Annotated in this window: 21 protein-coding genes; 2 read left to right on the top strand and 19 right to left on the bottom strand. The window is 60.1% G+C overall.

Features of this window, described 5'->3' with window-relative positions:
- Positions 1 to 3 precede the first annotated feature (3 nt).
- The 15 genes from AC1VWL_RS11250 to AC1VWL_RS11180 all read right to left on the bottom strand — a co-directional run bounded on the left by AC1VWL_RS11250 (position 4) and on the right by AC1VWL_RS11180 (position 17,304).
- Positions 4 to 384: a hypothetical protein gene (locus tag AC1VWL_RS11250; protein WP_482986739.1), complete on the bottom strand. Its 381-nt coding sequence runs from the start codon at positions 382 to 384 to the stop codon at positions 4 to 6.
- Positions 385 to 505: 121 nt separating this feature from the next.
- Positions 506 to 1,456, bottom strand: a complete 951-nt coding sequence (locus AC1VWL_RS11245) for a glycosyltransferase family 2 protein (RefSeq protein ID WP_482986738.1) — start codon at positions 1,454 to 1,456, stop codon at positions 506 to 508.
- Positions 1,453 to 1,824 carry a GtrA family protein gene (locus tag AC1VWL_RS11240; RefSeq protein ID WP_482986737.1) on the bottom strand — a complete coding sequence of 124 codons (372 nt, stop codon included), beginning with the start codon at positions 1,822 to 1,824 and terminating at the stop codon, positions 1,453 to 1,455. Before AC1VWL_RS11240 ends, AC1VWL_RS11245 begins: the two co-directional genes overlap by 4 nt.
- Entirely contained in the window at positions 1,821 to 3,143 is a 1,323-nt protein-coding gene (locus tag AC1VWL_RS11235; RefSeq protein WP_482986736.1) for a DUF6056 family protein, read from the bottom strand. Before AC1VWL_RS11235 ends, AC1VWL_RS11240 begins: the two co-directional genes overlap by 4 nt.
- A 167-nt stretch (positions 3,144 to 3,310) precedes the next feature.
- Positions 3,311 to 3,871 carry a hypothetical protein gene (locus AC1VWL_RS11230; RefSeq protein WP_482986735.1) on the bottom strand — a complete coding sequence of 187 codons (561 nt, stop codon included), beginning with the start codon at positions 3,869 to 3,871 and terminating at the stop codon, positions 3,311 to 3,313.
- Positions 3,872 to 4,284: 413 nt separating this feature from the next.
- On the bottom strand, positions 4,285 to 5,211 hold the full coding sequence (locus AC1VWL_RS11225) for an NAD-dependent epimerase/dehydratase family protein (RefSeq protein ID WP_482986734.1): 927 nt from the start codon (positions 5,209 to 5,211) through the stop codon (positions 4,285 to 4,287).
- A gap of 4 nt (positions 5,212 to 5,215) precedes the next feature.
- Positions 5,216 to 8,584: a glycoside hydrolase family 99-like domain-containing protein gene (locus AC1VWL_RS11220; protein ID WP_482986733.1), complete on the bottom strand. Its 3,369-nt coding sequence runs from the start codon at positions 8,582 to 8,584 to the stop codon at positions 5,216 to 5,218.
- Positions 8,585 to 8,588: 4 nt separating this feature from the next.
- Complete coding sequence (locus tag AC1VWL_RS11215; protein WP_482986732.1) at positions 8,589 to 10,358, bottom strand: class I SAM-dependent methyltransferase; 1,770 nt, start codon at positions 10,356 to 10,358, stop codon at positions 8,589 to 8,591.
- A 39-nt stretch (positions 10,359 to 10,397) separates the two neighbouring features.
- A complete protein-coding gene (locus tag AC1VWL_RS11210) occupies positions 10,398 to 11,822 on the bottom strand; it encodes an ABC transporter ATP-binding protein (RefSeq protein WP_482986731.1) in 1,425 nt (474 codons plus the stop codon).
- Complete coding sequence (locus tag AC1VWL_RS11205) at positions 11,812 to 12,672, bottom strand: ABC transporter permease (RefSeq protein WP_482986730.1); 861 nt, start codon at positions 12,670 to 12,672, stop codon at positions 11,812 to 11,814. Before AC1VWL_RS11205 ends, AC1VWL_RS11210 begins: the two co-directional genes overlap by 11 nt.
- On the bottom strand, positions 12,669 to 13,853 hold the full coding sequence (locus tag AC1VWL_RS11200) for a cystathionine gamma-synthase (RefSeq protein ID WP_482986729.1): 1,185 nt from the start codon (positions 13,851 to 13,853) through the stop codon (positions 12,669 to 12,671). The genes AC1VWL_RS11205 and AC1VWL_RS11200 overlap by 4 nt, the downstream gene beginning before the upstream one ends.
- An 85-nt stretch (positions 13,854 to 13,938) precedes the next feature.
- A complete protein-coding gene (locus AC1VWL_RS11195; protein WP_282266825.1) occupies positions 13,939 to 15,309 on the bottom strand; it encodes a pyridoxal-phosphate dependent enzyme in 1,371 nt (456 codons plus the stop codon).
- A 180-nt stretch (positions 15,310 to 15,489) separates the two neighbouring features.
- Positions 15,490 to 15,708 carry an HP1242/YdcH family protein gene (locus tag AC1VWL_RS11190; RefSeq protein ID WP_282266820.1) on the bottom strand — a complete coding sequence of 73 codons (219 nt, stop codon included), beginning with the start codon at positions 15,706 to 15,708 and terminating at the stop codon, positions 15,490 to 15,492.
- Positions 15,709 to 16,036: 328 nt separating this feature from the next.
- A complete protein-coding gene (locus AC1VWL_RS11185) occupies positions 16,037 to 16,918 on the bottom strand; it encodes an OmpA family protein (RefSeq protein ID WP_482986728.1) in 882 nt (293 codons plus the stop codon).
- Positions 16,918 to 17,304, bottom strand: a complete 387-nt coding sequence (locus AC1VWL_RS11180; protein ID WP_482986727.1) for a DUF4398 domain-containing protein — start codon at positions 17,302 to 17,304, stop codon at positions 16,918 to 16,920. The genes AC1VWL_RS11185 and AC1VWL_RS11180 overlap by 1 nt, the downstream gene beginning before the upstream one ends.
- Positions 17,305 to 17,401: 97 nt before the next feature.
- Here AC1VWL_RS11180 and AC1VWL_RS11175 point away from each other — a divergent pair, with 97 nt between their 5' ends.
- Positions 17,402 to 18,532 carry a PilT/PilU family type 4a pilus ATPase gene (locus AC1VWL_RS11175; RefSeq protein ID WP_282266812.1) on the top strand — a complete coding sequence of 377 codons (1,131 nt, stop codon included), beginning with the start codon at positions 17,402 to 17,404 and terminating at the stop codon, positions 18,530 to 18,532.
- Between the two features lie 219 nt (positions 18,533 to 18,751).
- Here AC1VWL_RS11175 and maiA read toward each other — a convergent pair whose 3' ends face one another.
- The 3 genes from maiA to AC1VWL_RS11160 all read right to left on the bottom strand — a co-directional run bounded on the left by maiA (position 18,752) and on the right by AC1VWL_RS11160 (position 20,844).
- Positions 18,752 to 19,408, bottom strand: a complete 657-nt coding sequence (gene maiA / locus AC1VWL_RS11170; protein ID WP_482986726.1) for a maleylacetoacetate isomerase — start codon at positions 19,406 to 19,408, stop codon at positions 18,752 to 18,754.
- Positions 19,409 to 19,496: 88 nt separating this feature from the next.
- A complete protein-coding gene (locus AC1VWL_RS11165; protein WP_482986725.1) occupies positions 19,497 to 20,486 on the bottom strand; it encodes a fumarylacetoacetate hydrolase family protein in 990 nt (329 codons plus the stop codon).
- Between the two features lie 67 nt (positions 20,487 to 20,553).
- Complete coding sequence (locus AC1VWL_RS11160) at positions 20,554 to 20,844, bottom strand: hypothetical protein (protein WP_482986724.1); 291 nt, start codon at positions 20,842 to 20,844, stop codon at positions 20,554 to 20,556.
- Between the two features lie 15 nt (positions 20,845 to 20,859).
- On the opposite strand from AC1VWL_RS11160, the gene AC1VWL_RS11155 reads away from it, so the two are divergent.
- Positions 20,860 to 22,263 (top strand): DEAD/DEAH box helicase, encoded by a 1,404-nt coding sequence (locus AC1VWL_RS11155; RefSeq protein WP_481615708.1) that lies wholly within the window; start codon positions 20,860 to 20,862, stop codon positions 22,261 to 22,263.
- A gap of 541 nt (positions 22,264 to 22,804) precedes the next feature.
- Here the strand turns inward: AC1VWL_RS11155 and AC1VWL_RS11150 are convergent.
- Positions 22,805 to 25,381, bottom strand: coding sequence for a M14 family zinc carboxypeptidase (locus AC1VWL_RS11150; protein WP_482986723.1), 2,577 nt, complete (start codon positions 25,379 to 25,381; stop codon positions 22,805 to 22,807).
- Between the last annotated feature and the right edge of the window lie 180 nt (positions 25,382 to 25,561).

Genomic DNA, 25,561 nt, shown 5'->3' with positions numbered 1-25,561 from the left:
CAGTCAGCCTTTCTGCAAAGCGAAGGACTGCCCGCATGTGTACTCGCCACGCTTGAGCGTAATCACGTGCGCTCCTGCCACCAGACCGGCGACATCAAGGCGGGCCTCAAAACCCGCGTCAGCCAAACCAGCCTCGCCCAGCGCACGAGCCACATCTTCCCGATGCCCAACTTTTGCTGCAGGCAAGTTGAGTTCCATTACAGGAGCGCCGGGCTGACTCCGTGCCACTTGAACTGTAACGAACCCCGTCAGCACCCCTTGGGCATCCAGCTCCCCGGCGATCCAGCCGCTTAGCGGAATTGGCTGACCTTTTGCCGGAATGGCTCCCTCGACCTTTGCCCCCGCCGCCATTTCCAGATTACAGCCCTGCACTTGTCGCGCCACTCCCGCAGATGTAGCTGGACCTGCGGCCAGCGCAGCCGGCACTGTTGGCTCCGGCACTTGCTCAGTGCATCCAACCAAGGCCAACAGGGCCAACAGCCTCCCCCTTCCGGCACGGCGATGCTCAATTCGCATGCTCGCCCTCTTCTTTGTTTCCTTGCACTTGGCTACGCACAACGTAGCGAGGGCGCCGCTTGACCTCGGAATAAATTCGACCCACATATTCGCCAAGAACACCAATTCCAATCAATTGCACCGCACCGAGGAACAAGATCGCGGCAATCAACGACGAGTAGCCCGGCACCGGGTTTCCATTCACCAATTTAACGACAACAATCCACACTGCATAGACGATGCAGAACAACCCGATGGTGCTACCAATATAGGTCCAGACGCGCAATGGCGCAGTACTGAATGATGTGATCCCCTCCAGGGCGAAGTTCCAAAGCTTCCATCCATTGAACTTCGAAACCCCTGCCGATCGCTTGGGGCGAGAATAATCAACGATATCGGTCGAAAACCCAACCCAACTCAGCAACCCCTTCATGAAAAGCCTGTTCTCAGGCAGTTGTTTGATTGCTTCTACAACTGGCCGGGACATCAGCCGAAAATCGCCAACATTGGCCTCAACTGGACTATCGGAAATTGCGTTGATGATCCTGTAAAAGTAATTCGCGCTCGTGCGCTTGAGGAGTCCGTCGTTTCCACGGTCCACACGCCGAGCTAGTACAACCTGCGCGCCACCCTGGTATTTCTGCACCATGGCAGGAAGAAGCTCGAGCGGATCCTGCAGATCGACATCCATAGGGATGACCACCTCACCGGTCGCCGCATGAATGCCTGCCAGCAGCGCAGGCTCTTTACCAAAATTGCGTGAGAAGTTAATCAAAATGACCCGTGAATCGCGCTCAGCCAGCTCACCGATGATCGCTTCGGTTCCATCAGAACTGCCGTCGTTCACGAAAATAAGCTCAAGCTCATGACCATCAAGACCAGGCAACGCCTGAACCGCCTGATGGAAGATGGGCGCGGCCTCCTCCTCGTTGAAAACTGGAACTACGAGACTGATTTTCAAGTGACCTCCCGAAAAACGATAAACTTGGCGATCAGGAAACCGATGACCAAGCTGATCAATGAGAAACCGACCAATGTGACAAGGGGGTGCAAGGAAAGGCGATCCGCAGCACTTCCCACCACAAAACTGAGCAGCCCCATGGTCAGCACCATTGCCGTATAGCGTTTCAAGCTTGGCCGAGCGTTGAACGTCCAGCGCGCATTAATGAAGAAAGAAACGGTAACCGCAACCACAAAGCCAGAGAGATTTGCGAAAGACTGAGGACTACCAGCCCAGACCAGTGCCGCAAACACACACCAGTGCACAGCAGTATTCAGTCCGCCCGTCACGGCATAGCGCAATATGGGCTGCAGCCATCCCGTCTTCATTGTATTCGCACAGTGCATCGGTAGTAGCTACTGACAAAACCCGGGTTGGCCACATACCACTGCTCACGACTGTTCAGGTATTTGTAGGGATATGTCTTGGGATTGTGGCCAACGTTGATACCGCTCGCGCAACGCTCTGTGCGCCCGATTACCCGAATGTACGAATCACGTTCTTGAAGACTGCGTGCAAATTCGACGTATGCAAAGTTCGCTTGGAATGGGAACCACAGGCTCGCCACTGCGAGCGCTGCCAAGGCATACCTCACCTGCGGCCTCGGAGCGAGCCGAACCACCGCCGCCATAATCAACAGAAACCAGAGTGCCCAAGGAACGATGAACGCACGCGGTTCCGTGTAAGGTGCCGCCACCACTGTGCCGACCGTCAGTATCGAAACGGACCAAGCGAGCACTACCTGCTGCTTCCAACCATGCAGTCTCCACAAATACACACTCGCCACCGCCGCTGCCGATAGAAGCAGACCGCTGGTACGCAGCAGCGCTGTCACGACACTCTGGGCGCGCGAAACGTAGTGATCCAAATCCGCCACCACCGGATACATCTGCGCGTATGCCGCCCGACGAATTCCTGTGGACGGAGCGAGCATTAGGACAACCCACGCGATCAACAACACCAGCATCGGAATCAGTGCACGCAAACGCCAGCTGCTTCGACCATTGATCAGCAGCACCAAGCCGACTGATGCCAACACCGCAGGAGGTACATTCTCAAATGACACCCCCACCAGTGCGGCAAGCGCAATTGCGGTGAGGCAATGTACGTTCGATTCATTTAGACGTTTTTGCGCTTCCGGCGTCCGATAGAACGAGAGCAGCAGCAGTACGAGCAGCATCGGTTGGAAGTATGCAGCGTGTGCTGTTGTCCAGAAAAAAACCTCATAGCTCGGCCAGAACAGCCAGATGAAAGCCAACGAATAGCTGACGACCCCTATAAAAGAACTACGATCACCTTGTTTGCGCGCCCAAATAGCGACAAGCACCACATAACACAGCAGCGCCAAGGTCGACGCAAGGACAAAATAGATTCTAGGAACCCCTAGCCAGAAGATCGCAAGCTGCTCACCCAACCGGGCGTTCCACTGGGATATCTGGTTGAGTGAATGAGCAAACATCCACGCGAAACGCTCAGCTGGCGCAATACCCGTCATATCACGGGTCAATGCAAAATCTTCGCCATTCAGTGGCGACACCATCGCCGTGGCAACATAGACAAGCACCCCTATCACAGCGACAACGGATGGCGTCACTGGGAACGGGAGCGCCAGGGAGGTTTTGGCTTGATTCACTGCGGCTACCTTCATGTCGGTGCAGGTTCCCATCGCGATAATCAACACGATGACCCGTCACGTCACCTGTACCGGGTCCGCAGCGGAGATCAATTCAATCGGAAGTTCCGTCATTGACTCCGCTGCGGTTACTCTGCATTGTCGTCACCCATCATCTACCGACGGGTGACACTTCACTTGTCTCAGAACTTGAGGCGACGGCCATTATCGCAGTAGCTGCCAGAGCCATCAGCAAGCAATGCACGATAGACGCCCTCCGGCAACGACGAGACATCAGCTTCCAGATTGAAGCCGGAATGTTGCAAACCAGTGTTTCCAGTATGGGTGGCTACGTCAGCACGCTCAACGTTGTAAGAGATCGGCAACGTCCAGACCCGCTCGTTGAGCATCAACAAAAGAGTCGGCTCGGCGGACACGCCGTTGCTGCTGCTGGCACCAAGCCAGCCACCCAGGACCATTTTGGCCTTGTTCGATACCTGATACTCAGCCTCATTGCCAAACTGGTTACCATCCAAGGCTTCCAGATTGCAGTTGTTGAACGCAGTGCGTGGTACCTGACGCTGCGCTTCGGTGAGCTCAACCGGAGTAGCTACAACCACTGCGACGGCCGGTGCTGGCTCCTGCGGCGCCGTGGCCGGCACAGCCTGCTGCGCGGCATCCGGGGCCTTGCCGCACGCGGCAAGCACTACAGCGACGGCCAGCGTGCCAAGCATGACTCGGGCGTGGGAGGTGGTGTTCTTCATGGAATCCTTCTCGAAAGGTCAATACGGTTAGGGGATAGATGTATAAAAGGGGCTTTCAACTGAGTCAGCCGTCGCATCAGCGGGACTCACGCCTTCAGACCCATTTCTTTCGTTGATACGTTTGTCCGCGTCACGGCATTCAGCCGCATCGCCAAGATTGCAACCACACAACACCAACGCCGCATCCGCCACTTGCAGGCACGGATGAATGCCATAGTCGGCCCGCGCAACAGCGCTTGTCGATAAAATCTCCAAAACGGTGCTGCCGGCCCTCAATAGCATAAGGAAGTCGCGCCGTTCGCGATAGATATTTCCACATGCTGGAATGCTACCAAGACCTTGGCATCAGCGGACACGGCACCACCAACGCGGGGCCCTGTCATTAGACATCAGCCAAGGGAGGCATTCTTTCACTACATCACCGCCCTGCCAGATGGCTGCAAGACTTGCCAAGTCCGCCGGATCCCCTCCTCCAGCGTAACCCGGGGAACCCAATTCAGTTCCCGCCTTGCGCGATCAACATCAAGAACGATTGCCCGCACATCGAATGAACGACCGGCCTTGTATTCAACAACAAGGGGCGAACCGGTGCAGCTACGGATCATTGCACAAAGTTCGTTCAGGCTAACCCCGATTCCGGACGCTGCATTGAACGCGCCATTTTGACCAGAGTCTGCGGCAAGCAATGTGAGATCGATCAGGTCATCGATAAAGACATAATCGCGGATAGCGCCCCCATCCCCCCATATCTGCACGTCCTGGTCGGCTAGTGCCCGTCCCAGAAAGACCGCCACCGCCCCCTGAGTACCGCTGGTGGATTGACCCGGCCCATATGGATTGGAAGGGCGCATTACCACCGGGTCCAACCACCCCTGCCGATGGAACATCTGCAAATAACGCTCAATCGCAACTTTGACAATGCCGTATGACGAAATTGGCTCAAGAGGGTGCTCCTCAGGGACCGGCAAGGCTGTGGGGTTGCCATATACCGTACCGCCAGAAGAGAAATAGCAGATCCTGCGGACCCCATTTGCCTTCATGCGTTTCAACATGGAAAGGGTCCCGAGCAGATTCCCTTCCACGTCCCCAACCGGGTCCGCATCAGCAGTACTCGGAACACTGCAGCTGGCCAGATGAAACACCTGGTCTACGCCCTGCAAGGCCTCATCCAACACGACTTCATCATCAAAGCGGGCCTGCAGGTACTGGACCTGCAATAGGCGAAGATCATCGCGAGGCATGGAACGGTCGAGCACAGTCACCTCATCGCCGCGACCTTGCAACGCCTGTACCAACCGGGAGCCGATGAAGCCGTTACCGCCTATCACCAGTACTTTCATGGCATCAGTTGACCTCAGTCGGCACAGATCGCAGACCGAAGTGCGTCCGCACCTTGTCCTCATAGGCCGCTGCCGCAGCTCGCGTCGCTGAGCTCAACGGGAAAAGCCGTTGCGCATGCGCATGCAGACTACGAATCTCGTCCAAGTGCCCCTGTGCCTTGGCTCCCAGCGTCACGCTGCTCCCATGACGACGGTGCTGATTGTGCGCCGTGGCATTGAAGCTCAACCCACCCTCGCGCAACAGCAGCAGGTAGACCAGCCAGTCTCCCGCAATACGATACTTGGTGATTTCCTCCAGGTGGGCCTGCATCACCTTCAACAGCGGCTCCCGACGGAACAGCACAGCGCTGACATTCGGCAACGTGTTCTTGACCGCCAAGCCCGCTTCAACCTCCTCCATACCCATAGCGGAGTAGCCACTTCTCCAACGATCAAACGAGAGATCGTTGGTGTACTCAAGATAATCACCCGCCATCACTTCGCCGAATTCATCAATCTGCTCGGACTGCGAGTAGGCAAGCACAGAGCGCGGATTGGCTTCCAACAGCGCGACCAACGAGCGGAGGAATGCTGGCTTGGAAAGGTCGTCCGCCTCGGCAATCCAGACATACTCGCCGCGCGCAAGAGTGACGCCCTTCATCCACTGCCGGAATACCGAACCACTATTCTCCTTGGACGCATCCAAGCGCGGTTCCGGATCCAACTTCGGCCACAACCGCTCAAGCTCCTCCAAGCTCCCGTCGCTGGAGGCATCGTCTAGGACGATAACTTCATACAGTGGAAAATCCTGCCCGTAGATCGAAGCCAAACGCTCCTCAAGGTAATGCGCATAGTTATAGTTCGGCACTACCACGGAGACGCGCGGGATGCGGAACTTGGCCAGCGCCAGCAGATCGATCAGGTAGCTCCGGAACGAAAAGTCCGCACTCACCAATCGACGCCCGGCACTCCCGGCGGTACGGCGCAACGTATCATCGTCGATGAGCTGCGCCAAAGCGGCACCGAACTCTCGCACGTCAGCAGTGGGCACGACCAATCCTGCACAATGTTCCGCCACCAGGTCGGCACCACCACCACTGCCAGCGAAAGCAACAACCGGCAGTTCAACTGACAATGCCTCCAACACCACCGACGGGAACGGATCCTCCCTCGAGGCCAACGCGTAGACATCCGAGCCGGCGTAATAGTCATCGGTATCAAAATCAAGACCGACAAAATGGAACCGCCCCGACACGCCGCTCCGCCGTAGAATTCTCTCTACGGCTTCACACGCTAGCTCTTCTCGATGGCCCACCCACACAACATGCACATCCGGGCGCTTGGCGAACGCGCCTACGAAGGCCTCCGCCAGCAGGTCCACCCCCTTGCGAGCATCCGCGTAGCCCACCGACAGCACTATGCTGTCAGTTGATTTGAGGCCGAGCCGCTGCCGCAAAGCCGATCTCGCGGCACCGCGGTCGCGGCGCCCTCTATACCGATTGGGAGCAAACAGCCCTTGCGGCAGCTTGCTCACTTTGGACCGCCCCGCCTCGTCGAGGAATTCCTGCAGGCCGCTACCAACTGCGTCCGAAGCCACCACAATATGGCTGGCGACACGCGAGATATCGGCAAGCGCCGCTTGAAGCCCATAGCTCTCAATAACCCCCGGCATCTCATGAATCAAAGAGACAACGGTAATTCCCGCGTCGCTCAACGCCTGTGCTATGCGCCCACTAACGGCGGTATTAACGAGGGCAGAACCAATGCCAAGGCGCCGCAGTTCCCCTACAACCGAGGCAGGATCGCGATCTCCTACCAGGTGCACAGTCGCGCACTCGGCAAACTGCGGCTGCAGACGGCCATCCTCCAACAGTACGACATGCACATCCAAGCCCAGACCGTCGGCCATTTTCCGGGCCATGTTCAGAGCCAGGTACTGTGCGCCATGGGGATGTGCGTCATGCGACACCAAAGCGATCCGTGGCCGTCCCGAGCCCGCGGTAACATTGCGAGTAGCCTGCAAGTATGCATACCCGTAATAGCGGTCAGGCTCCAGATGCGCGCCTTCTGCCCACTCATTCCAGGCATTGATGAACACGACGCTTTCGCCCGCCACAGGCTTTGCCAGGGCAAACTCTCCAGCCGTCTCAAGCCAGCGCTGATACTCTGCCGGCGATGAATGGGCGAATGTATAACCACGTCCAGGTTTGCGAGCTTCGTTATCCCAGCGCGGCGCGACACCCTTGAACAGCGGATAGTCCTCGTTTGGCCAAGACTTTGATCGCTCAACCATTTCCCGGTAGTCAACAACATAGCCTTCGTAGCGCGGATTGGCGATATCAAGGGTATGGTTGACGCTCGACAAACCACGAGCGACCTTGTGCGGCGGGAACTCAAGCGCCGCATCAAAACCGTAGGTGCGCGGATCGTCCACATCGAACTGCACCATTGCAATAAACAACTCTCCCAAACCTTGCTCACGCGCATAGGTTCGCCACACTTCGAGCGACTTGCGCGCATCAGGTAGTAGCGAGGGCCGATAGATGATCAACAGCGGACGGCCATCTATCCGGATATAGCGCGGATCAGACAAATAACGCAGCGCATCACGAATAAAGCCAATGTCGTTATCAGCAGTATAGTTCTGACCGATCAGAACGTCATTTTCGTGACCATCCCATCGCCGAGTCCAGTTTTCGTTCGCCCAACAGATACAGAACGGCAAGTCTATTTCTGGATGGGCGAGCAACTCGTCCACCGGCCTTTCCATAAGGCGATGACCGGAGAACCAATAGTGGTGGAAACAAAAACCATGCACACCATACAGCTTTGCCAGTTCAGCCTGCCGTTGCATGACTTCGATTAGACGGAGGTCATAGAAGCCCAACTCTCCGGGCAGATGCGGCTGCCGATGCCCTTGGAACTGCGGCACAGCCTTGCTGACGTTTGTCCACTCCGTGAATCCTCGCCCCCACCACGCATCGTTCTCAGCGAACGGATGAAACTGCGGAAGATAGAACGCAATGGTCTTAAAACGAAGGGTTGCCGGCGGCTGCAGCGTCGCCGACAACTCGACATACTCCGGCCCACGCACTCCCGCCGCAGTGTCGAACCCTTCCGCATAGATCCGGGCGACAGCTGAAACTTTGACTCCCTCAGCCACAATGGGTGCAGCTGCGGCGGGAGGCTCCTGCGCACCATCGCTGACCAAGGCAAACTCCTGACCAGCGCCGAACGTTCTCCAGCGACGGTAGGCATTTGTGTTACTGAAAACAAATCCGCAGTTCCGGAACAGAAAGTCCTTCAGTGCAAGCCGAGCATGCCAACCCGGTACCGCCATATAGATGCGGCGCGCAACTGCCCCCAGTCTTCCCACCTTCTGATCCTGATGCATCGTTTTACAGGTGCCTCCTAGCACTTCCAGATAGTTTTCTCAGCCAAGCAGTGTAACGCCAACTCCGCGAACCTTTAAGCAGTTCCACATCTCGCTCGCGGTGTTCGCTGATCAGACGCTGCTCTGCAATTGCCAACTGAAGCTGTTGGTTCTCATGCTGGGCCTGCTCGCTCCGCGCCAATGCGTCGGTCAGATCAACTTGGCGACGGTCACTGATCAGCTGCCGTTCGGCAGCTGCCAACTCAAGCTGCTGACTATGGCGCTGCGCTTGCTCGCTTCGGGCCAGCGCGTCGGTCAAATCAGTTTGGCGACGATCACTGATGATCCGCTGTTCGGCGGCTGACAACTGCAATTTTTGAACCATTTCCTGCATCTCACCCCGCAGACCCGCAGCAGCGGTCAACTCGGATCGCAGCGAAACAATCTCATCCCGCAGGTTGCCTGCAGATTTTATGTGGTCCAGTACCATCTCCTGCGATTCCGCCAACATCCGCTCCAGCGAGCGAATTCGTTCCTCAGTCGCAATGGCCTCAGAAAGCTGGTTGCGCACTTCAAACAACTGCGCCTTGAACTCACCGAGGTCGGAAGATTGGTTGCTCGCCACTTCGGCCAATAAATCGCGACTCTGCTCGAACGCACTCTGCAAACCCTCCAGCCGGCGCTCCTGGGAAAGTCGATCACTATTCCCCTCCCTCCGCACGTCATCCACCAACGAGCCCAGTACTGACAGAGAGGAAAGCACTTCATTTCGACTATCACGCAACCGACCCACCTCGACAGCATGCGCCTCTTTGACAAGATGCATCTCATCGCTCGCGTGCGACGCCAATGCAACCTTGTCTACTTCCAACTGCTGAGCATATGCATTCAAGCTCTCGAGCTGAGCGCGCAGTTGAGCAACTATCTGATCATATTGACGGTCCGCCCCATTTTCCCTCAAGCGCCCCATCTCTGCCTCCAATCGAAGCAGCTTCAGATCGGTTGCCTGCACTCGCTCGGGCAGATGAACCCCGTAGAAAGCAGCTGCATCAAGACCATGGACCTTCAATTCGAAAAAGGTAGATTTTTGCTCCGGAAGCACATCATCGCTGGCCACAACCAGATCGTACAAAGGCCGACTAAGACCATTGGCCCATTCACTCGAATCCAGCCCAGTACCGGCGATCGAGTCGAACCCGACCACCCCCTCTGCGATAAGCAAGGATCCATACACGACTCGCTGCGAGTACACGTATTTCTGCTCGAAATAACGACTAACCAGCTCGATCAACTCGTGCCGGAAGAGTTCCTTGACGTGATAAGGATTAACATAGCCAGGGTCGATGGAGTAATGCTGCTTGTTTGGACTGGACATGACGAGCAGCCCACCTGGACGCAGCACTCGCCGGATCTCCGACAGCATTTCCTCATGTTGGTCGTGGTGCTCGATAGTCTCAAAACTAACCACTACATCCACGGAGTCATCTTCTAGAGGAAGGCTTGCAGCAGACGCCTCAATGAACCGCGCCTGCTCGGAGCCATAGCTGCTGGCGGCGTGCGCCACAGCCTCGGCGGAAATGTCTATTCCGACTACAGAAGCAGCACCTTTGGATAGAATATGGCTCCCATAGCCTTCGCCACAGGCCACATCCAACACCTGCTTGCCTGCACAGAACGTCGCAGCGAAATGGTAGCGATGCAGATGTTCGAATGCGATCTGCCCGGTAACCTCAGGCATGAACCGTTCGCCGGTAAATGCCAGGTCCTCTTTGCCTTCCTCAATTTGATTTTCCACTGGCCACCTCATTACGTAATTGCCACTAAAACCAAACCATCAACTCGAAGCAATTTTCTCGCGCTCGACTGTCAAACACACCCGTTGCATCGGAGCTCCGAAAATGCCGAGGCATAGTCCACGCGAATGCACGTGAAAGGCGAGCGCATCGTGGACCCAGTGATGCTGCACATGTTTTTCCTGATTGCCATCAGCGACCGCCGCGCTCATTGTGTAGTCACCTTCGCGCAGGACCGGCATTCGAAAATCAAAAGTCGCCGTCAATAGTTCCCCAGCGTTCACTACAGGCGGTGCTTTAACCGAGGCCACGAAAGTATTGTCCGCGAACAATGTCTGCCCCAGCCGATCGTAGACCTCAAACCCGATAATCGGCGAAGTCAACTCCTGCCTTGCCCGACAGCGGATCTGCAACCGAACAGGCTCACCACCAATCACCCACGACAGTGGGTTCCCATCCAGATCAACGAATGCAGCCGATTCAACCTGAGCCCCGCCCAATCCAAAGGATCTATCCGCGTCGAACTCAAACACCCGGATCTCGTGACGAAGCGTGCTCGCATTGATCAGATCCTGGCGAAAGTCCCTTGGCGCCATACCCGCATGGTCAGGAGACAGCATCTCCATAACGATTGTTGGCGGCGTGGATTCGGCGACTGGCTCCAACGGCTTTGGCTCGGGAACGGGAGCTGCACTGCCCATCTCAACGGAATAAAGATCTTCCAGATATTTGGCGGTTACTTCCTTGGGTGATCCATCAGCAACTACCTCCCCATTCGCCAGCCAGACCACTCGATCACACAGATTGATCACTGCAGCCGTGTCATGCGACACGAACACAACTGTCCCGTCCTGCATAAAGTTGCGCAAAAAGCGCATGCACTTCTGCACAAAGAACGCATCGCCAACGCTTAGCGCCTCATCAATCACCAGGATGTCTGCGTCAACGTGTGCGATCACCGCGAACGCCAACCGGACGAACATACCGCTTGAGTAGGTCTTGACCGGCTGATTGATGAAATCACCGATATCGGCAAACTCTACAATGGAGTCATATTTGCCTTGCAGCTGCTCTTCCGACAAGCCGAGCAACGCCCCGTTAAAAAAGACGTTCTCTCGCCCGGTAAAATCCGGATTGAAACCAGCCCCGAGCTCCAGCAGCGGCGCCACACGACCGTCGACCAAGATTTGACCTGAAGATGGAGACAGCGTCCCGCTCAGCAGCTGCAAAAGGGTCGACTTGCCTGAACCATTGCGACCAATGATTCCGACTGTTTCACCCTTGCGAACTTCGAAAGAAACATCCTTGAGAGCACTAAACCGGCGCCCGTATGACCTCCCCTCGCCACCTACTGCGCGGGCAGCGCGCGAGAACAGGACCTCCTTCAATCGGTCCTGGGGGGAGCCATAGACCTGATAGTGCTTGGAAACGCCGTCGACCTTGAATACCACCGGATCAGATGACATCGGCGAAACCTTCTCTCGTCTTCTGGAAGAATGCAAAACCCGCCATCGCAATCACCAACCCTATCAATAGACTCACCCCAAAATAGGTAAATGATGGAATCTTCCCGAACATCAGGACGTTACGCGACGCCTCGAGGACGCTGGTAAGCGGATTAGCTTCGATGAAGGGCCTATAGCGTTCGGGAATTGAATCAAGTGAGTAGAAAACCGGCGACAGAAACATCAGCAACGTTGCCAGAGTACCCGTGATCTGTACAACATCGCGAAAATAGACCCCGATGGCCGCCAGAAACCAAGATATTCCCAAACAGCCAAGGAGCAAAGGCAACATAACCACCGGAAAGAGAATTGCTGTCCATGGCAGTGTTACGCCCATACATAGCTGAGCGATAGTCAATACCAACCAACTGACGGAAGCATGAAACATTGCCGAGCCCAGCGTAACCCAGGCATAAACCTCCAGCGGAAACACGACCTTCTTCACGTAGTTCGCGTTCCCGGTAACCAGAGTAGGCGATCGATTGATACATTCAGCCACTACGCCATGGACGATCAATCCAGAGAACAGAACCAGAGCAAAACCAGCACTGGTATCAAAGCCTTTCCACTTGGCTTTGAACACAATCGAAAAAACGAAGGTGTACAGGACCAACATCAGCAACGGCGTGATGAATGACCAAGCCAGACCAGCAAATGAACCTCGGTAGCGCCCAACAATCTCGCGCTGGATGAGGCGATAGATGAGTTGCCGGTGCTCGATGGGCGAGCGCAGGAATCCCGCCATCGGACGACGCTGCGCTGACGCATAAGGCCTCAGTCCTGTCGCATTCGTCTGCGCGAGATCAGTCATTTCAACGCCCAGCCCAGATCCGCCCGCAAATCCTCAATGTCCTCAACACCCACACTCAAACGAACCAACGCATCACTGATGCCCAGCTGGTCGCGACGCGCCACCGGAATCGAGGCGTGGGTCATCACTGCAGGATGATTCACCAGGCTTTCCACGCCGCCGAGCGACTCGGCCAGCGTGAACAGCTCGGTGCGCTCGCAGAAACGCTTGGCTGCCTCGAAGCCGCCCTTGAGCACGATCGAGACGATGCCGCCGTAGCCGGCCATCTGCTTGCCCGCCAGTTCATGCTGCGGGTGCGAAGCCAGACCCGGGTAGATCACCTTTTCCACTGCTGGATGGGTTTCCAGCCACTTGGCCAGCTCCATCGCGTTGGCGCAATGCGCCTTCATGCGCAGCGGCAGGGTCTTCAGACCACGCAGGGCGAGGAAGCTGTCGAACGGGCCCTGCACGCCACCGATGGAGTTCTGCAGGAAGGCCATCTGCTCGGCGAGTTCGGCGTTGTCACCGACCACCACCATGCCGCCGACCATGTCGGAGTGGCCATTGAGGTACTTGGTGGCCGAATGCAGCACCAGGTCCGCACCCAGCTCCAGCGGGCGCTGCAGCATCGGCGAGGCGAAGGTGTTGTCCACCACCACGATCAGGCCATGACGCTTGGCGATGGCGGCGACCGCGGCGATGTCCACGATCTTCAGCATCGGGTTGGTCGGGGTCTCGATCCATACCATCCTGGTCTTGGGCGTGATCGCGGCTTCGAACGCGGCCGGGTCGGTCAGGTCGACGAAGCTGAAATCCAGCCCGGCGGTGCGGCGACGCACACGCTCAAACAGGCGGAAGCTGCCGCCGTAGATGTCATCCATCGCCACCACGTGGCTGCCGGCATCCAGCAGCTCGATGACAGTGGAGCTGGCGGCCATGCCCGAAGCGAAGGCAAAACCACGCGTGCCGCCTTCCAGCGAGGCCACGCAGCGCTCGTAAGCGAAGCGGGTCGGGTTGTGCGTGCGCGAGTACTCGAAGCCCTGATGCTCGCCCGGACTGGACTGGGCATAGGTCGAGGTCGCATAGATCGGCGGCATGACCGCGCCGGTGCTGGGGTCAGGCGATTGCCCGCCGTGGATGGCCAAGGTGGCAAGCGACAGGCTGCGCTCGCCGTCCTGGCTGCGTGAATGCTGATCCGTCATAAGGGCTTCCAGCTAAAGGGGCGAAATTCTATCAGTCGTGTCTGAATCTACCGTTGCCCCCTCTTTCGAGGGGGACCTGCGAGCCTTACTGAACCCTGCGACGCAGGTAGTTCAGCAGATCGATACGGGTGATCAAACCGAGAAATGCGTCACCATCGGTGATGATGGCTACCTGGCCGCGGTCAAACACCGGCAGCAGGGCTTCGATCGGCGATTTGACGTCCAAGCGGTCCAGTTTGCTGACCATGGCCACCGACACCGGGTCACGGAAACGGGCTTCATCGCCATATACGTGCAGCAGCACGTCGCTTTCGTCGATGATGCCGACCAGCTGGCTGCCATCCATCACCGGCAACTGCGACACGTCGTACAGCTTCATGCGCTGGTAGGCGGTGGTCAGCAGGTCCTTCGGGCCCACCACGACAGTGTCGCGCTGGCTGTACGGGCGCAGGATCAGGTCGCGCAGGTCGCCGAACTGCGGGCGCTCGAGGAAGCCGTTGTCCAGCATCCAGTAGTCGTTGTACATCTTGGACAGGTACTTGTTGCCGGTATCCGGCACCAGCACCAGCACCTTCTTCGGCGTGGTCTGCTCGCGGCAATACTTCAGCGCGGCGGCCAGCAGGGTGCCGGTGGACGAGCCACCGAGGATGCCCTCCTTGCCCAGCAGTTCACGCGCGGTGTGGAAGCTCTCGGCATCGCTGATGGCGTAAGCCTTCTTGACCCGGCTGAAATCGGCGATATCGGGCAGGAAATCCTCACCGATGCCCTCGACCAGCCAGCTGCCGGACTTTTCGTTCAGCGTGCCGTCGTTGATGTACTCGGCCAGGATCGAGCCAACCGGATCCGCCAGCACCAGCTCGGTCTTGGGCGAAAGCTTGGCGAAGGCGCGCGACAGGCCGGTCATGGTGCCGGAGCTGCCACAGCCGAACACGATGGCGTCCAGATCACCGCCCATCTGCTCGATGATCTCCGGGCCGGTGCCGAACTCGTGCGCGGCCGGGTTGTCCGGATTGCCGAACTGGTTGATGAAGTAGGCGCCCGGGGTACGGTCCGCGACGGTCTTGGCCAGATCCTGGTAGTACTCCGGGTGGCCCTTGGCCACGTCCGAACGGGTCAGCACCACTTCGGCGCCCATGGCCTTCAGGTTGAAGATCTTCTCCCGGCTCATCTTGTCCGGAACCACGAGGATCAGCTTGTAGCCCTTCTGTTGCGCCACCAGCGCCAGGCCCAGGCCGGTATTGCCGGCGGTGCCTTCCACCAGCGTAGCGCCGGGCTTGAGATCGCCACGCTTCTCGGCGGCCTCGATCATCGACAGGCCGATACGGTCCTTGATCGACCCACCCGGGTTGGCACTCTCCATCTTGAGGTACAGCTCGCAGACGCCGGCATCCAGGCGCTGGGCCTTGATGATGGGCGTATTGCCAATGAGTTCGAGGATGGAGGAATGGATGGGCATCGGTTGACTTCAGATCGCGCCGCACTGCGGCCGGACCGATGATTATCCGTTGGTTGTGCGCGAAAGTCAGGTAACCCCACCTTCAGGCAGCAGGCCAACACTGCCAAGTGACGCGGACAATGACGGCCGACGAGGAGGCCGCCACGGTCCGCGACATAAACGGTCCAGCGTGGGGAAGGTTCAGTTGATGCTGTTTTCGTAAATCCGCAGGAGCTTCTGCTTGGCCAGCAGTTTTTCCCGTTTCATCTGTCCCAGGGTTGCCCCATCAATCGGGAGCACACCCAGCTCCGCGTCCATGCATTTCTTGTTCAGCTTCTTGTGCTGTTGGTAGAGCTGCTTGAACTCCGGGTTGGCCTTGGCCAATGCGTCGATTTCACTCTGCGGCTGCCCTTCGAACATGACTACCTCCTTCATGCAGAAACAAGAACGCCCCGGCCTGGCGGCACGGGGCGTTGCTGGATTGGAAAGCCAAGCCGCTCACCGTGGCACCACCAACCATCCTCCGGCCAACCTGCCAGGAGCTATCGGTTACTGGTTCGCGCCACGCTTGCACCGGCTCGGCCCTCCGTTGTCCGGACGACGAAAGTGCCGCCCGGACAATTGACCCTACGCCTGCAAAAAGGTTCCGGCAAGGGCTATGCGGAAACGCTTACTGAATATTCAAACCGATCCGCATTCAGTCTCACGCGAATGACAAAAACCTAACAAGTTCAGCCATTTAGGTTTGTCACGGCGCGATAATGACTTCCGCTGAACGTGCCCGGGTAGAGGCTGCTTTCTTGCCCGTCACCTGGATGCGGTTGGCCGCCACGCCGCCTGCCACCAGCGCGTCCTTGAGCGCCTGCGCACGCCGCTGACCAACGCCATTGGCGCTGTCATAGGCTTCGATGGTGACCCGGCCCTTCTTGCCGATGTTCAGGTACTCGGCCAGCGCCTTGGCCTGGTTGCCGGCAGCGGCGGACAGCGCCGCCTGGCCAGCCGCGCACGCATCGCCGCAGAAGGTGTAGATCTCGCCACGGCCGTCGAACTTGGAGGCCGGCAGCTTCTGCCCGGACACCAGTTCGGCTTCCTCGCGGGCCAGCTTGGCCGCATTCTGCTGGGCCGTGCTCAAACGCGCCTGCTGGCGACCGGCGACGCTGGTCAACGCAGTCTCCGCGTCCTGCCGGGCCAAGGTCTCGGCTTCGGCCGCCAGGCGCAGGCGCTCGGCCTCCTCGGCCTGGATCTGGGTCTGTACCCGCAGCTGTTCGGCTTCCTGACGGGCACGGGCAGCATCGCGGCGGCTGGCCTCGATCAGCAACTCGCTGCGGGTGCGCTCCAGTTCGTCGGCCTCACGGCGCGCCAACGCCGCGCGGCTGGCCGCCTCGGCAATCGCGACACGGCGCTCGGCCAGGTAACGGGCGTCATCCAGCTCCTTGCGCTTGGCCTTGGCCAGCGCCGCGATGGCTTGCTGTGCCTGCAGCTTCTCGAACGAGGCCACGTCGGCCGTGGCCATGTCGGACTGCAGCACCAGCAGACGCTGGTTCAAGGTCGCCACCGCCGGGTCTTCCGCCGCCAGCGCCAGCAAGGGCATGGCCAACAGGCCGACAACCACCAGATTCCTGATCCGCATCAACGTCCCTCCCCTGTCGCCAACTGGCGTTGCAGCTGTGCAACCTCGGCCTTGCGCTGGGCCAGCTGGGCCTGTGCAACGGCTTCCTCGCTTTGCGCACGTGCCAGATCGGCGTCGGCTGCTGCGCGCAGCGCCAGGATCGGCGCCTGCTTGCGCTGCCGTCGGTCGCCAGCTGCCTGCTGGGCCTGGCCGAGCTGCTGGCGGGCCATCGCCATCGTGTCCGGCGCGTACTGATCGGCGTCGGCACGGTCGGCCTTCTCGACGGCCTGTTGTGCAGCAAGCAATTCCATTGCGCCCGGATCCTGCGCGAAAGCACTGCCGCATAGCACGAATGTGCAGGCGGTAGCACACAGGAATCCTCTTAATTGTGCGAAGCTAGATTTCATTGGGGAGCCGTGGCTTGGGTGACTGAGCACGGCCATTGTGGTCAAGCCTGAGGCGTGCTTGCAACGGCACGCCGCCGTTTGTTGGGGAAAATTTCGCATGGATATCGGCTATTTCTTGAAGCTGATGACCGAAAAAAACGCTTCGGACATGTTTTTGACCACCGGAGCGCCGGTTTACATCAAGATTGAAGGCAAGTTGTACCCGCTGGGCAATACCGGCCTGCCGCCGGGGATGGTCAAGAAAATCGCCTACTCGCTGATGGACGAAGGCCAGGTGCCGCAGTTCGAGCGCGACCTGGAACTGAACATGGCCATCGCCCTGGCCGACGCCGGGCGCTTCCGCGTCAACGTGTTCAAGCAGCGCGGTGAAGTCGGCATGGTCATCCGTGCGATCAAGAGCCGCATCCCCAGCATCGAGGAGCTCAACCTCCCGCAGGTGCTGAAGGACGTGATCATGACCCCGCGCGGGCTGGTGCTGGTGGTCGGTTCGACCGGCTCGGGCAAGTCGACCTCGCTGGCCTCGATGATCGACCACCGCAACAGCACCTCGACCGGGCACATCCTCACCATCGAGGACCCGATCGAGTTCCTGCACAAGCACAAGCAGTCCATCGTCAACCAGCGCGAAGTCGGCCTGGATACCCACGCCTTCCACAACGCGCTGAAGAACGCGATGCGCGAGGCACCGGACGTGATCCTGATCGGCGAGATCCTTGACGCCGAGACCATGGAGGCAGCCATCGCCTTCGCCGAGACCGGGCACCTGTGCCTGGCCACGCTGCACTCCAACAACGCCGACCAGACGATCGAGCGCATCCTCAACTTCTTCCCGGAAAGCGCACACAAGAACGTCTTGATGAACTTGTCGCTGAACCTGCGCGCGGTGGTGTCGCAGCGCCTGGTCAAGGGCAAGGACGGCCGTCGCCGCCCCGCAACCGAAGTACTCATCAACACGCCGATGATCCGCGACCTGCTGCGCCGTGGCGAGGTGCACACCATCAAGCAGGCAATGGAAGACTCGCTGGAAGAAGGCATGCAGAGCTTCGACCAGTGCCTGTTCCGGATGGTGAAGGACGGCATCATCGAGCAGGAGGAAGCGCTGCGCGCCGCCGACTCGCGCGATGGCCTGGCGCTGAAGTTCCGCCTCTCCGAAGGTGGCAGCGGCGAGCATGATCCGTATGCGGATTTCGCGGTATCGGCACCGGCGGCAATCACGCACGGGTTCTGAGCTGGCGGCTCATGCAACAGAAAGCCCCGCATTGCGGGGCTTTCTGTTTGTGCTGCAGCCATGAGCCAAGCCTGACTGCCGTGGCTTTTGTGGGAGCGGCGTAAGCCGCGAAGCCACTGATGGATCCGGACACCAACTTCGCCGGGCATTGGGTGATCTGCTGCTTCGGATGCAATGCCGGCTTCGCGGCTTGCGCCGCTCCCACAACCACCAGCCCTCTTAGACCGCGTCGATCTGGTTTTCCGGGCGCGCTGCGTCGAATGCCGGCAGCGCCAGGCAGGCCTCTTCAATCCGCTGCAGGGTTGGATACGGCGTCAGGTCCAGATGGAAGCGACGGGCGTTGTACAACTGCGGCACCAGGCAGCAATCGGCCAGACCCGGCTCTGCGCCGTGGCAATAGCGGCCGATGTCGAACGAACCTGCCAGCATGGTCTCCAGCGCGGCAAAACCGGTGCGCATCCAGTGCAGCGTCCACTCGTCGCGCTCGGGCTGCGGCACGTTCCATTCGCGATCGAAGAACTGCATCACCCGCAGATTGTTCAAGGGGTGGATGTCGCAGGCAACCTGCTGCGCCAATGCACGCACACGCGCACGGCCACCGGCGTCGGCCGGCAACAGGGCAGGCTCGGGAAAAACCTCGTCCAGGTACTCAAGAATGGCCAGCGACTGGGTCAGTACGCGCTCGCCGTGACGCAGCGTCGGCACCAGCTCCTGCGGGTTCAATGCGGCGTAATCCGGCGCATGCTGCTGGCCGCCATCACGCACCAGATGTACCGGTGTGAGTGCGTACTCCAGGCCCTTCAGGTTCAAGCCGATACGCACGCGATAAGCGGCACTCGAGCGCCAATAACTGTAGAGCGTCAGCCCTGCTTCCATGTCAGATTCCCCCATCACCTGCCACCACAATAACGGCTGGCGGTGAGGATTCCTTCACCACCAGCACAGCCAACGCGCCAACTGTCTTTCAGGGACGCGGAGCCTGCTCGATGCGCTGTTCAATCGCACCAAAAATGCTGGCACCGTCACGGTCCAGCATCTCAATGTGCACCACATCACCAAAACTCATGAACGGTGTCGACGGCTTGCCATCGCGCAGGGTTTCGACGGTGCGCTGTTCGGCGAAGCAGGACGCGCCCAGTGCGGTGTCTTCATTGGCAATGGTGCCCGAGCCGACGACGGCACCTGCAGTCAGTGGGCGGGTCTTGGCCGCGTGCGCTACCAGCTGGGCGAAGTTGAACTGCATGTCCACGCCGGCTTCCGGCGCGCCGAACCACTTGCCATTGATGTGGGTGACCAGCGGCAGGTGCAGCTTGCTGTCCTGCCAGGCAGCGCCCAGTTCGTCCGGGGTCACGAACACCGGGCTCAGCGCCGAGCGCGGCTTGGACTGCAGGAAGCCAAAGCCCTTGGCCAGTTCGCCCGGGATCAGGTTGCGCAGGCTGACGTCATTGACCAGACCAACCAGTTGGATGTGGCCAGCCGCCTGCTCCGGCGTCACCGCCATCGGCACGTCGTCGGTGATGACCACGATCTCGGCTTCCAGATCGATGCCGTAGTCCTCGCTGATCACCTTCACTGCATCGCGCGGGCCGTAGAAGCCGGCGCTGGTAGCCTGGTACATCAGCGGATCGGTATAGAAGCTTTCCGGCACTTCGGCACCGCGCGCCTTGCGCACCCGCGCCACGTGCGGCAGGTAGGCGCTGCCATCGACGAATTCGTAGGCGCGCGGCAGCGGCGCGGCCAGCGCCTGCATGTCCACGGCAAACTCGCCTTCCACGGCGCCGGCATTGAGCTGCTCGGACAGCGCGTTCAGCCGCGGCGCCAGATTCGACCAGTCTTCCAGCGCCTGCTGCAGGGTGGCGGCAATGCCAGCGGCCCGCACCGCACGGGTCAGGTCGCGCGAAACCACGATCAGGGTGCCGTCGCGGCCGCCTTCCTTCAGGGAACCAAGCTTCATGGGAGTGTCCAGTCTGCGGAGAAATAAGTTTCAATTGTAATGAATAAGCCAGCTACCACCAGCCTCATCAAGCGAATGCTGAACGGGCGTTTTTGTGCCCGCCGAAACAATCCCTTAGACTAGCGCGGTCTGCCAGCGGCCGTCCGTTTCCCTCAGGGATCGCCGGCGGTGCAGGATCAGCGGCCATCTGGCCCATCCGCCCGCCCGCCCCCACTCCGACGCCTATCGTCACGCATTCCAGCCAGCGCACCGCGTTGGTTGCATCCCAGATCTTGCAGCGCGGTTTACGGGAACGCTCCGAGATCAGCTGGTCTTCAATGATCAGCAACGCAAGCCCCTGCGGGCGCGCGTTCTTCATGTTTCGGAGTACTCCATGTCGTTTGAAAACCTGGGCCTTGCGCCCTTCCTGCTGCGCGCGCTCGCCGAGCAGGGCTACGAAAACCCGACCCCGATCCAGCAGCAGGCCATTCCGCTTGCGCTGGACGGCCGCGACCTGCTGGCCGGCGCCCAGACCGGTACCGGCAAGACCGCCGCGTTCGGCCTGCCGCTGCTGCAGCACCTGGCCACCTCGCCGCAGAGCGTGGGCAATGGCCCGCGTCGCCCGCGCGCCCTGGTGCTGGCACCGACCCGCGAACTGGCAACCCAGGTGCATGACAGCCTGCGTGGCTACAGCAAGTACCTGCGCATCCCCAGCGCCTGCATCTACGGCGGCGTCGGCATGGGCAACCAGCTGGACATGCTGCGCCGTGGCGTCGACCTGCTGGTCGCCTGCCCGGGCCGCCTGATCGACCACCTGGAGCGTCGCAGCGTCGACCTGTCCGGCGTCGAGATCCTGGTGCTGGACGAAGCCGACCGCATGCTCGACATGGGCTTCCTGCCCTCGATCAAGCGCATCCTGGCCAAGCTGCCACGCCAGAACCGCCAGACCCTGCTGTTCTCGGCCACCTTCGAAGACAGCATCAAGCAGCTGGCGTTGGAGTTCATGCACAACCCGGAGCAGATCCAGGTCACGCCGAAGAACACCGTCGCCGAGACCATCACCCACCGCGTGCACCCGGTAGACGGCGCGCGCAAGCGTGAGCTGCTGTTGCACCTGCTGGCCAAGGACTCCCGCGTGCAGACGCTGGTGTTCGGCCGCACCAAGCATGGTTGCGACAAGCTGGCCGACTTCCTGGAGAAGTCCGGCATCAAGACCGCGGCGATCCACGGCAACAAGAGCCAGGGCCAGCGCCTGCGCGCACTGGCTGACTTCAAGGCCGGACGCGTGACCGTGCTGGTGGCCACCGATATCGCTGCCCGCGGCATCGACATCAACGAGCTGCCGAAGGTCATCAACTACGACCTGCCGATGGTGCCGGAAGACTACGTGCACCGTATCGGCCGTACTGGCCGTAACGGTTCGACCGGTGAGGCTGTCTCGCTGGTTGCCCAGGACGAAGCCAAGCTGCTGCGCCAGATCGTGCGTCTGCTCGACCGCGACATGGACATCCGTGACGTGCCGGGCTTTGAGCCGCACACCCCGATTCGTTGGGGCAACAGCGCACCGGGCAAGGCGGAGCATCCGGGCGGCCACAAGGCACCGCGTCGCGGCAACGGCGGCCATGCCGCACGCCGCCCGACCGGCGATGCACCGCGCGGCGGCCGTGGCGGCCAGCCGCAGAAGCCGGGCGGCCAGCGCAACGCCGGCAATGGCCAGCAGCGTCGTGATGCACACCCGGGTGGTGGTCAGCGTCGTGGCGGTGGTGGTGGCCGTGGCCAGAGCCGTACCAGCGCCTGATTCCAACGTCTTGTTGGGATGAGATGAGTTGCAAAGAAAGGCCGACGCATTGCGTCGGCCTTTCTGGTTTTTGGTTGTTGAGTACCAAACTTTTTACGTTGACCTCGTACAACGGCCGTAGCGGGATCAAAAGCTCCCCTCATCCGCTCCTGCGGAGCACCTTCTCCCGCAGGCGGGAGAAGGGAAGGCCCGTCATTGCCACGTCGAGGATCAGACACCGTGCACGCCTCAACCAGCGGTGGCCAAGCGCGTTGGCATTGAGCCTTCGCTTTGAGCCTTCGCATTGTGTTTTTGCTTTGGGCTTTGGCTCTGAGCTTTGGCTCTGAGCTTTGGCTTCGAGCTTGGGCTTCGAGCTTTGCTCTATCCCTTCTCCCGTTTACGGGAGAAGGTGCCCCGCAGGGGCGGATGAGGGCGGCTTTGGGCTTTTGCGACAACCGCTGCATGGCCGAGAAAAGCAAAACAGCACGGTGCTGCGCACCGCCCCCCTCACCCCAACCCCTCTCCCGCATGCGGGAGAGGGGCCCAGGTCTCAGGGGCTTTGTTACTCCCCGCGCTGGCGCGGCGTGCTCAGGTGGTTCGCCTGCAGCAAGGCATTGAGCAGCAAACGCTCGGTACCATGCCAATACTTGCGATGCGCCGGATCGTCGGCAAACAACACCACGTTGCCACTCCCGGTCGGCACCACCTGCAGATAGCTCGAACCCGACACCCGCGCACGATTCGCATCGGACAGATAGCCATTCACCACCGGCTCGGGGTCGATGTTCACCACGTTGAGGAAGGCGTTCTTCACCGGCTCGAACACCAACCCGCCTTCCTTGTTGACCCAGATGCGCCGCTGCTGCACACCAAAACCCAGCGGATGAGTCGGGTCGATATCAGCGCTCAGGATGTTGCCGCTGACCCGGCCCAGCGCGAACACATCACGCACCGTGCCGAAATCCAACCGCTCCGCCTCATCCTTCTTGTCGCCTTCGCGAAGCTTGGCTTCGGCAAGACCTTTGTCGATCGCCCAGCGCGCGCCGCTGCCATACACCACCAGCGAACCACCGGCGGCAATCCAACGCTTGAGCGCAGCCACACCGGCATCACTGACGTTTGCGTAGGTACCGCCGGACAGCACGATCGAGGTGTAGCGCGCCAGATCAACGCTGGCCAGCTGCACAGGATCAAGCTTGGTCGACGGCAAGCCCAGCGAAGCATCCAGCGAGAACCAGGTCGAACCAATCTCGGTGGCGGACACACCCTCGCCCATCACCAGGGCAATGCTTGGCGTGCGCAGCACGCGCACATTGTCGCTGCCCAGGTCGATACCGCTGGCAGCGCGACCACTGGCCAAGGCGTAAACCGTGACACCGGCTTCCTGCGCACGTGCCAGCACCTTGGCCTGCAACGATTCGGCGTCCACGGCCTGGCCCGCAACTGGAATCACCACCGCACCATGACCGAACGCCACATCGCCGTTCGCCGTAGCCGCAGTGAACGGCTGGTGCGCGGTGCGCACACGCACGTTGTCGCGCAGCAGCCCGCCCAGCAGGCGGAAGCTGCCAAAGTCACGTGCATCGGCCACATAGGCAAAACCCGCAGGGCCTCCGCTGATACCGCCCTGTGCCGTCGGTACCGCATCCACCGCCGCACCGCTCGGCAAGGCACCACGACTACCTGCATAGCGCAGTCCATACGCCGGAGCCACTGCATACGAGGTGCCGCTGTAGAACACATCGCCCTTCACCGCCGGCGTGAACTCGAAGATCGAATGGGCGAGGCGGAACTGCGGCTGCCGCGCCGGCACCACGTAGGCCGAACCGGTCTGGAAGCGCTTGCCATCCACGTCCACATCGCGCGCCAGCGCATGCACCTCGATGCGGTGCTGCAAAAGCACCGCCAGCAGCTTGCGGGTCAGCGTGGCATCAGCGGCATCACCAAACACCCAGTCGTGCACCGGATAGGCTGCCGCCTGCTTCAAGGCGCTGCGGAAAAACTCCTTCTGCAGCGCGAACAGGCGATCACGGTCTTCCACCACGCCACGCACGCTGGCCAGGCCGGTAGCTACCTGGTTGCGGACGGTGAAGTCGAAATGCAGCGGGCCATTCACCGATTCCTGTACCAGGCCGCGCGAACTTGCCTGCTCCACTGTCACACCGACCGCACCGTGGAAATCCGGATAGGTCGAACCATAGATCGGCGAGAAGTTGTCGAAGTTCTCGCCGGTGTAGTACAGCGAGCCAAGATCATCCAGGGCCTTGGCATGGAAACGTGCCAGCCACTTGTTCGCCTCGTACGAAGACTTCGGCAGCAGCGGGCTTTCCATGCTCTTTGGTGACGGCTCGAAGTAATACGTGCTGTCCTTCCCCATCTCATGGAAGTCGATCTGGATATTCGGATACCAGCGATGGAACTGCGCGACCTTCGGCCAGCTGTCGGTCTGCGCCAACGCCAGCCAATCGCGGTTGAGATCGGTGAAGTAGTGATTGACCCGACCACTCGGGAACGGCTCGACGTGCTCCTTGTCGGCCGGATCCGCCGACGCTGGACGCGAACCCCAGGCGTTATGCCAGTTGGCGGCACGGTCGCGTCCATCCGGGTTCTGTGCAGGATCGATCACCACAACAGCCTGATCCAGCCAGCGCGCGGTTTCCGCATCCTGGTTGGCGGCCATGTAGTAAGCGGTGAGCATCGCAGCCTCACCGCTGGAGGTTTCATTGCCGTGCACGCTGTAACCCAGCCAGGCCACTGCCGGTGCATCGGCGCCGGGCAAGGGCTGTGCGGGATCGATCAGCGCCTGCCGTTGTGCGGCGATCTCGGCACTGCGCGCGTGGTTGCGTGCCGAAGTGATGGTCACCAGCAGCAGCGGGCGCTGCTCGTAACTTTGACCGATGACTTCGACCTTGACCTTGTCCGAGACCCGCGCCAGTTCGTTGAAGTAGGCCACCAGCTGATCATGCCGGGTGTAACGACTGCCGATTTCGTAGCCGAGGAACTGCTGCGGTGAAGGCACCTTCGCATCGAACTGCTGCGCGGTGGGGAAGTAGTAGCTGTTCTGGGCATGGGCCGGCGACAGGCTGATGAGTGTTGCCAACAGCAGCGCTGGCAGCAGACGTGAAAAGCGGAACGACATCGGTGTAGCACTCCCCTATTGCATGAACGTTGTTGCCAAACTTCAAATTGAAAAGCGAAGCATGTAGTGGGGGGGGGGGGGGGGGGCGGGGGGGGAGGAGAGAGCCCGCGGGGGGGGGGGGGCGCCGGGGGCGCCCCCCCCCGCGGCGGGGGCGGGGGGGGGGGGGGGGGGCGGGGTGGG

It is taken from the genome of Stenotrophomonas sp. STEN063 (assembly GCF_056854515.1).
The sequence above is the reverse complement of the archived record's forward strand: the minus strand, read 5'-3'. Positions and strand labels throughout refer to the sequence as shown.

Bases quoted from the DNA above. Each gene is read 5' to 3' on its own strand.
- AC1VWL_RS11240 (WP_482986737.1), bottom strand. From the start codon at position 1,824: ATGAAGACGGGATGGCTGCAGCCCATATTGCGCTATGCCGTGACGGGC.
- AC1VWL_RS11235 (WP_482986736.1), bottom strand. From the start codon at position 3,143: ATGAAGGTAGCCGCAGTGAATCAAGCCAAAACCTCCCTGGCGCTCCCG.
- AC1VWL_RS11230 (WP_482986735.1), bottom strand. From the start codon at position 3,871: ATGAAGAACACCACCTCCCACGCCCGAGTCATGCTTGGCACGCTGGCC.
- AC1VWL_RS11225 (WP_482986734.1), bottom strand. From the start codon at position 5,211: ATGAAAGTACTGGTGATAGGCGGTAACGGCTTCATCGGCTCCCGGTTG.
- AC1VWL_RS11220 (WP_482986733.1), bottom strand. From the start codon at position 8,584: ATGCATCAGGATCAGAAGGTGGGAAGACTGGGGGCAGTTGCGCGCCGC.
- AC1VWL_RS11210 (WP_482986731.1), bottom strand. From the start codon at position 11,822: ATGTCATCTGATCCGGTGGTATTCAAGGTCGACGGCGTTTCCAAGCAC.
- AC1VWL_RS11205 (WP_482986730.1), bottom strand. From the start codon at position 12,672: ATGACTGATCTCGCGCAGACGAATGCGACAGGACTGAGGCCTTATGCG.
- AC1VWL_RS11200 (WP_482986729.1), bottom strand. From the start codon at position 13,853: ATGACGGATCAGCATTCACGCAGCCAGGACGGCGAGCGCAGCCTGTCG.
- AC1VWL_RS11195 (WP_282266825.1), bottom strand. From the start codon at position 15,309: ATGCCCATCCATTCCTCCATCCTCGAACTCATTGGCAATACGCCCATC.
- AC1VWL_RS11190 (WP_282266820.1), bottom strand. From the start codon at position 15,708: ATGTTCGAAGGGCAGCCGCAGAGTGAAATCGACGCATTGGCCAAGGCC.
- AC1VWL_RS11185 (WP_482986728.1), bottom strand. From the start codon at position 16,918: ATGCGGATCAGGAATCTGGTGGTTGTCGGCCTGTTGGCCATGCCCTTG.
- AC1VWL_RS11180 (WP_482986727.1), bottom strand. From the start codon at position 17,304: ATGAAATCTAGCTTCGCACAATTAAGAGGATTCCTGTGTGCTACCGCC.
- AC1VWL_RS11175 (WP_282266812.1), top strand. From the start codon at position 17,402: ATGGATATCGGCTATTTCTTGAAGCTGATGACCGAAAAAAACGCTTCG.
- maiA (WP_482986726.1), bottom strand. From the start codon at position 19,408: ATGGAAGCAGGGCTGACGCTCTACAGTTATTGGCGCTCGAGTGCCGCT.
- AC1VWL_RS11165 (WP_482986725.1), bottom strand. From the start codon at position 20,486: ATGAAGCTTGGTTCCCTGAAGGAAGGCGGCCGCGACGGCACCCTGATC.
- AC1VWL_RS11160 (WP_482986724.1), bottom strand. From the start codon at position 20,844: ATGAAGAACGCGCGCCCGCAGGGGCTTGCGTTGCTGATCATTGAAGAC.
- AC1VWL_RS11155 (WP_481615708.1), top strand. From the start codon at position 20,860: ATGTCGTTTGAAAACCTGGGCCTTGCGCCCTTCCTGCTGCGCGCGCTC.
- AC1VWL_RS11150 (WP_482986723.1), bottom strand. From the start codon at position 25,381: ATGTCGTTCCGCTTTTCACGTCTGCTGCCAGCGCTGCTGTTGGCAACA.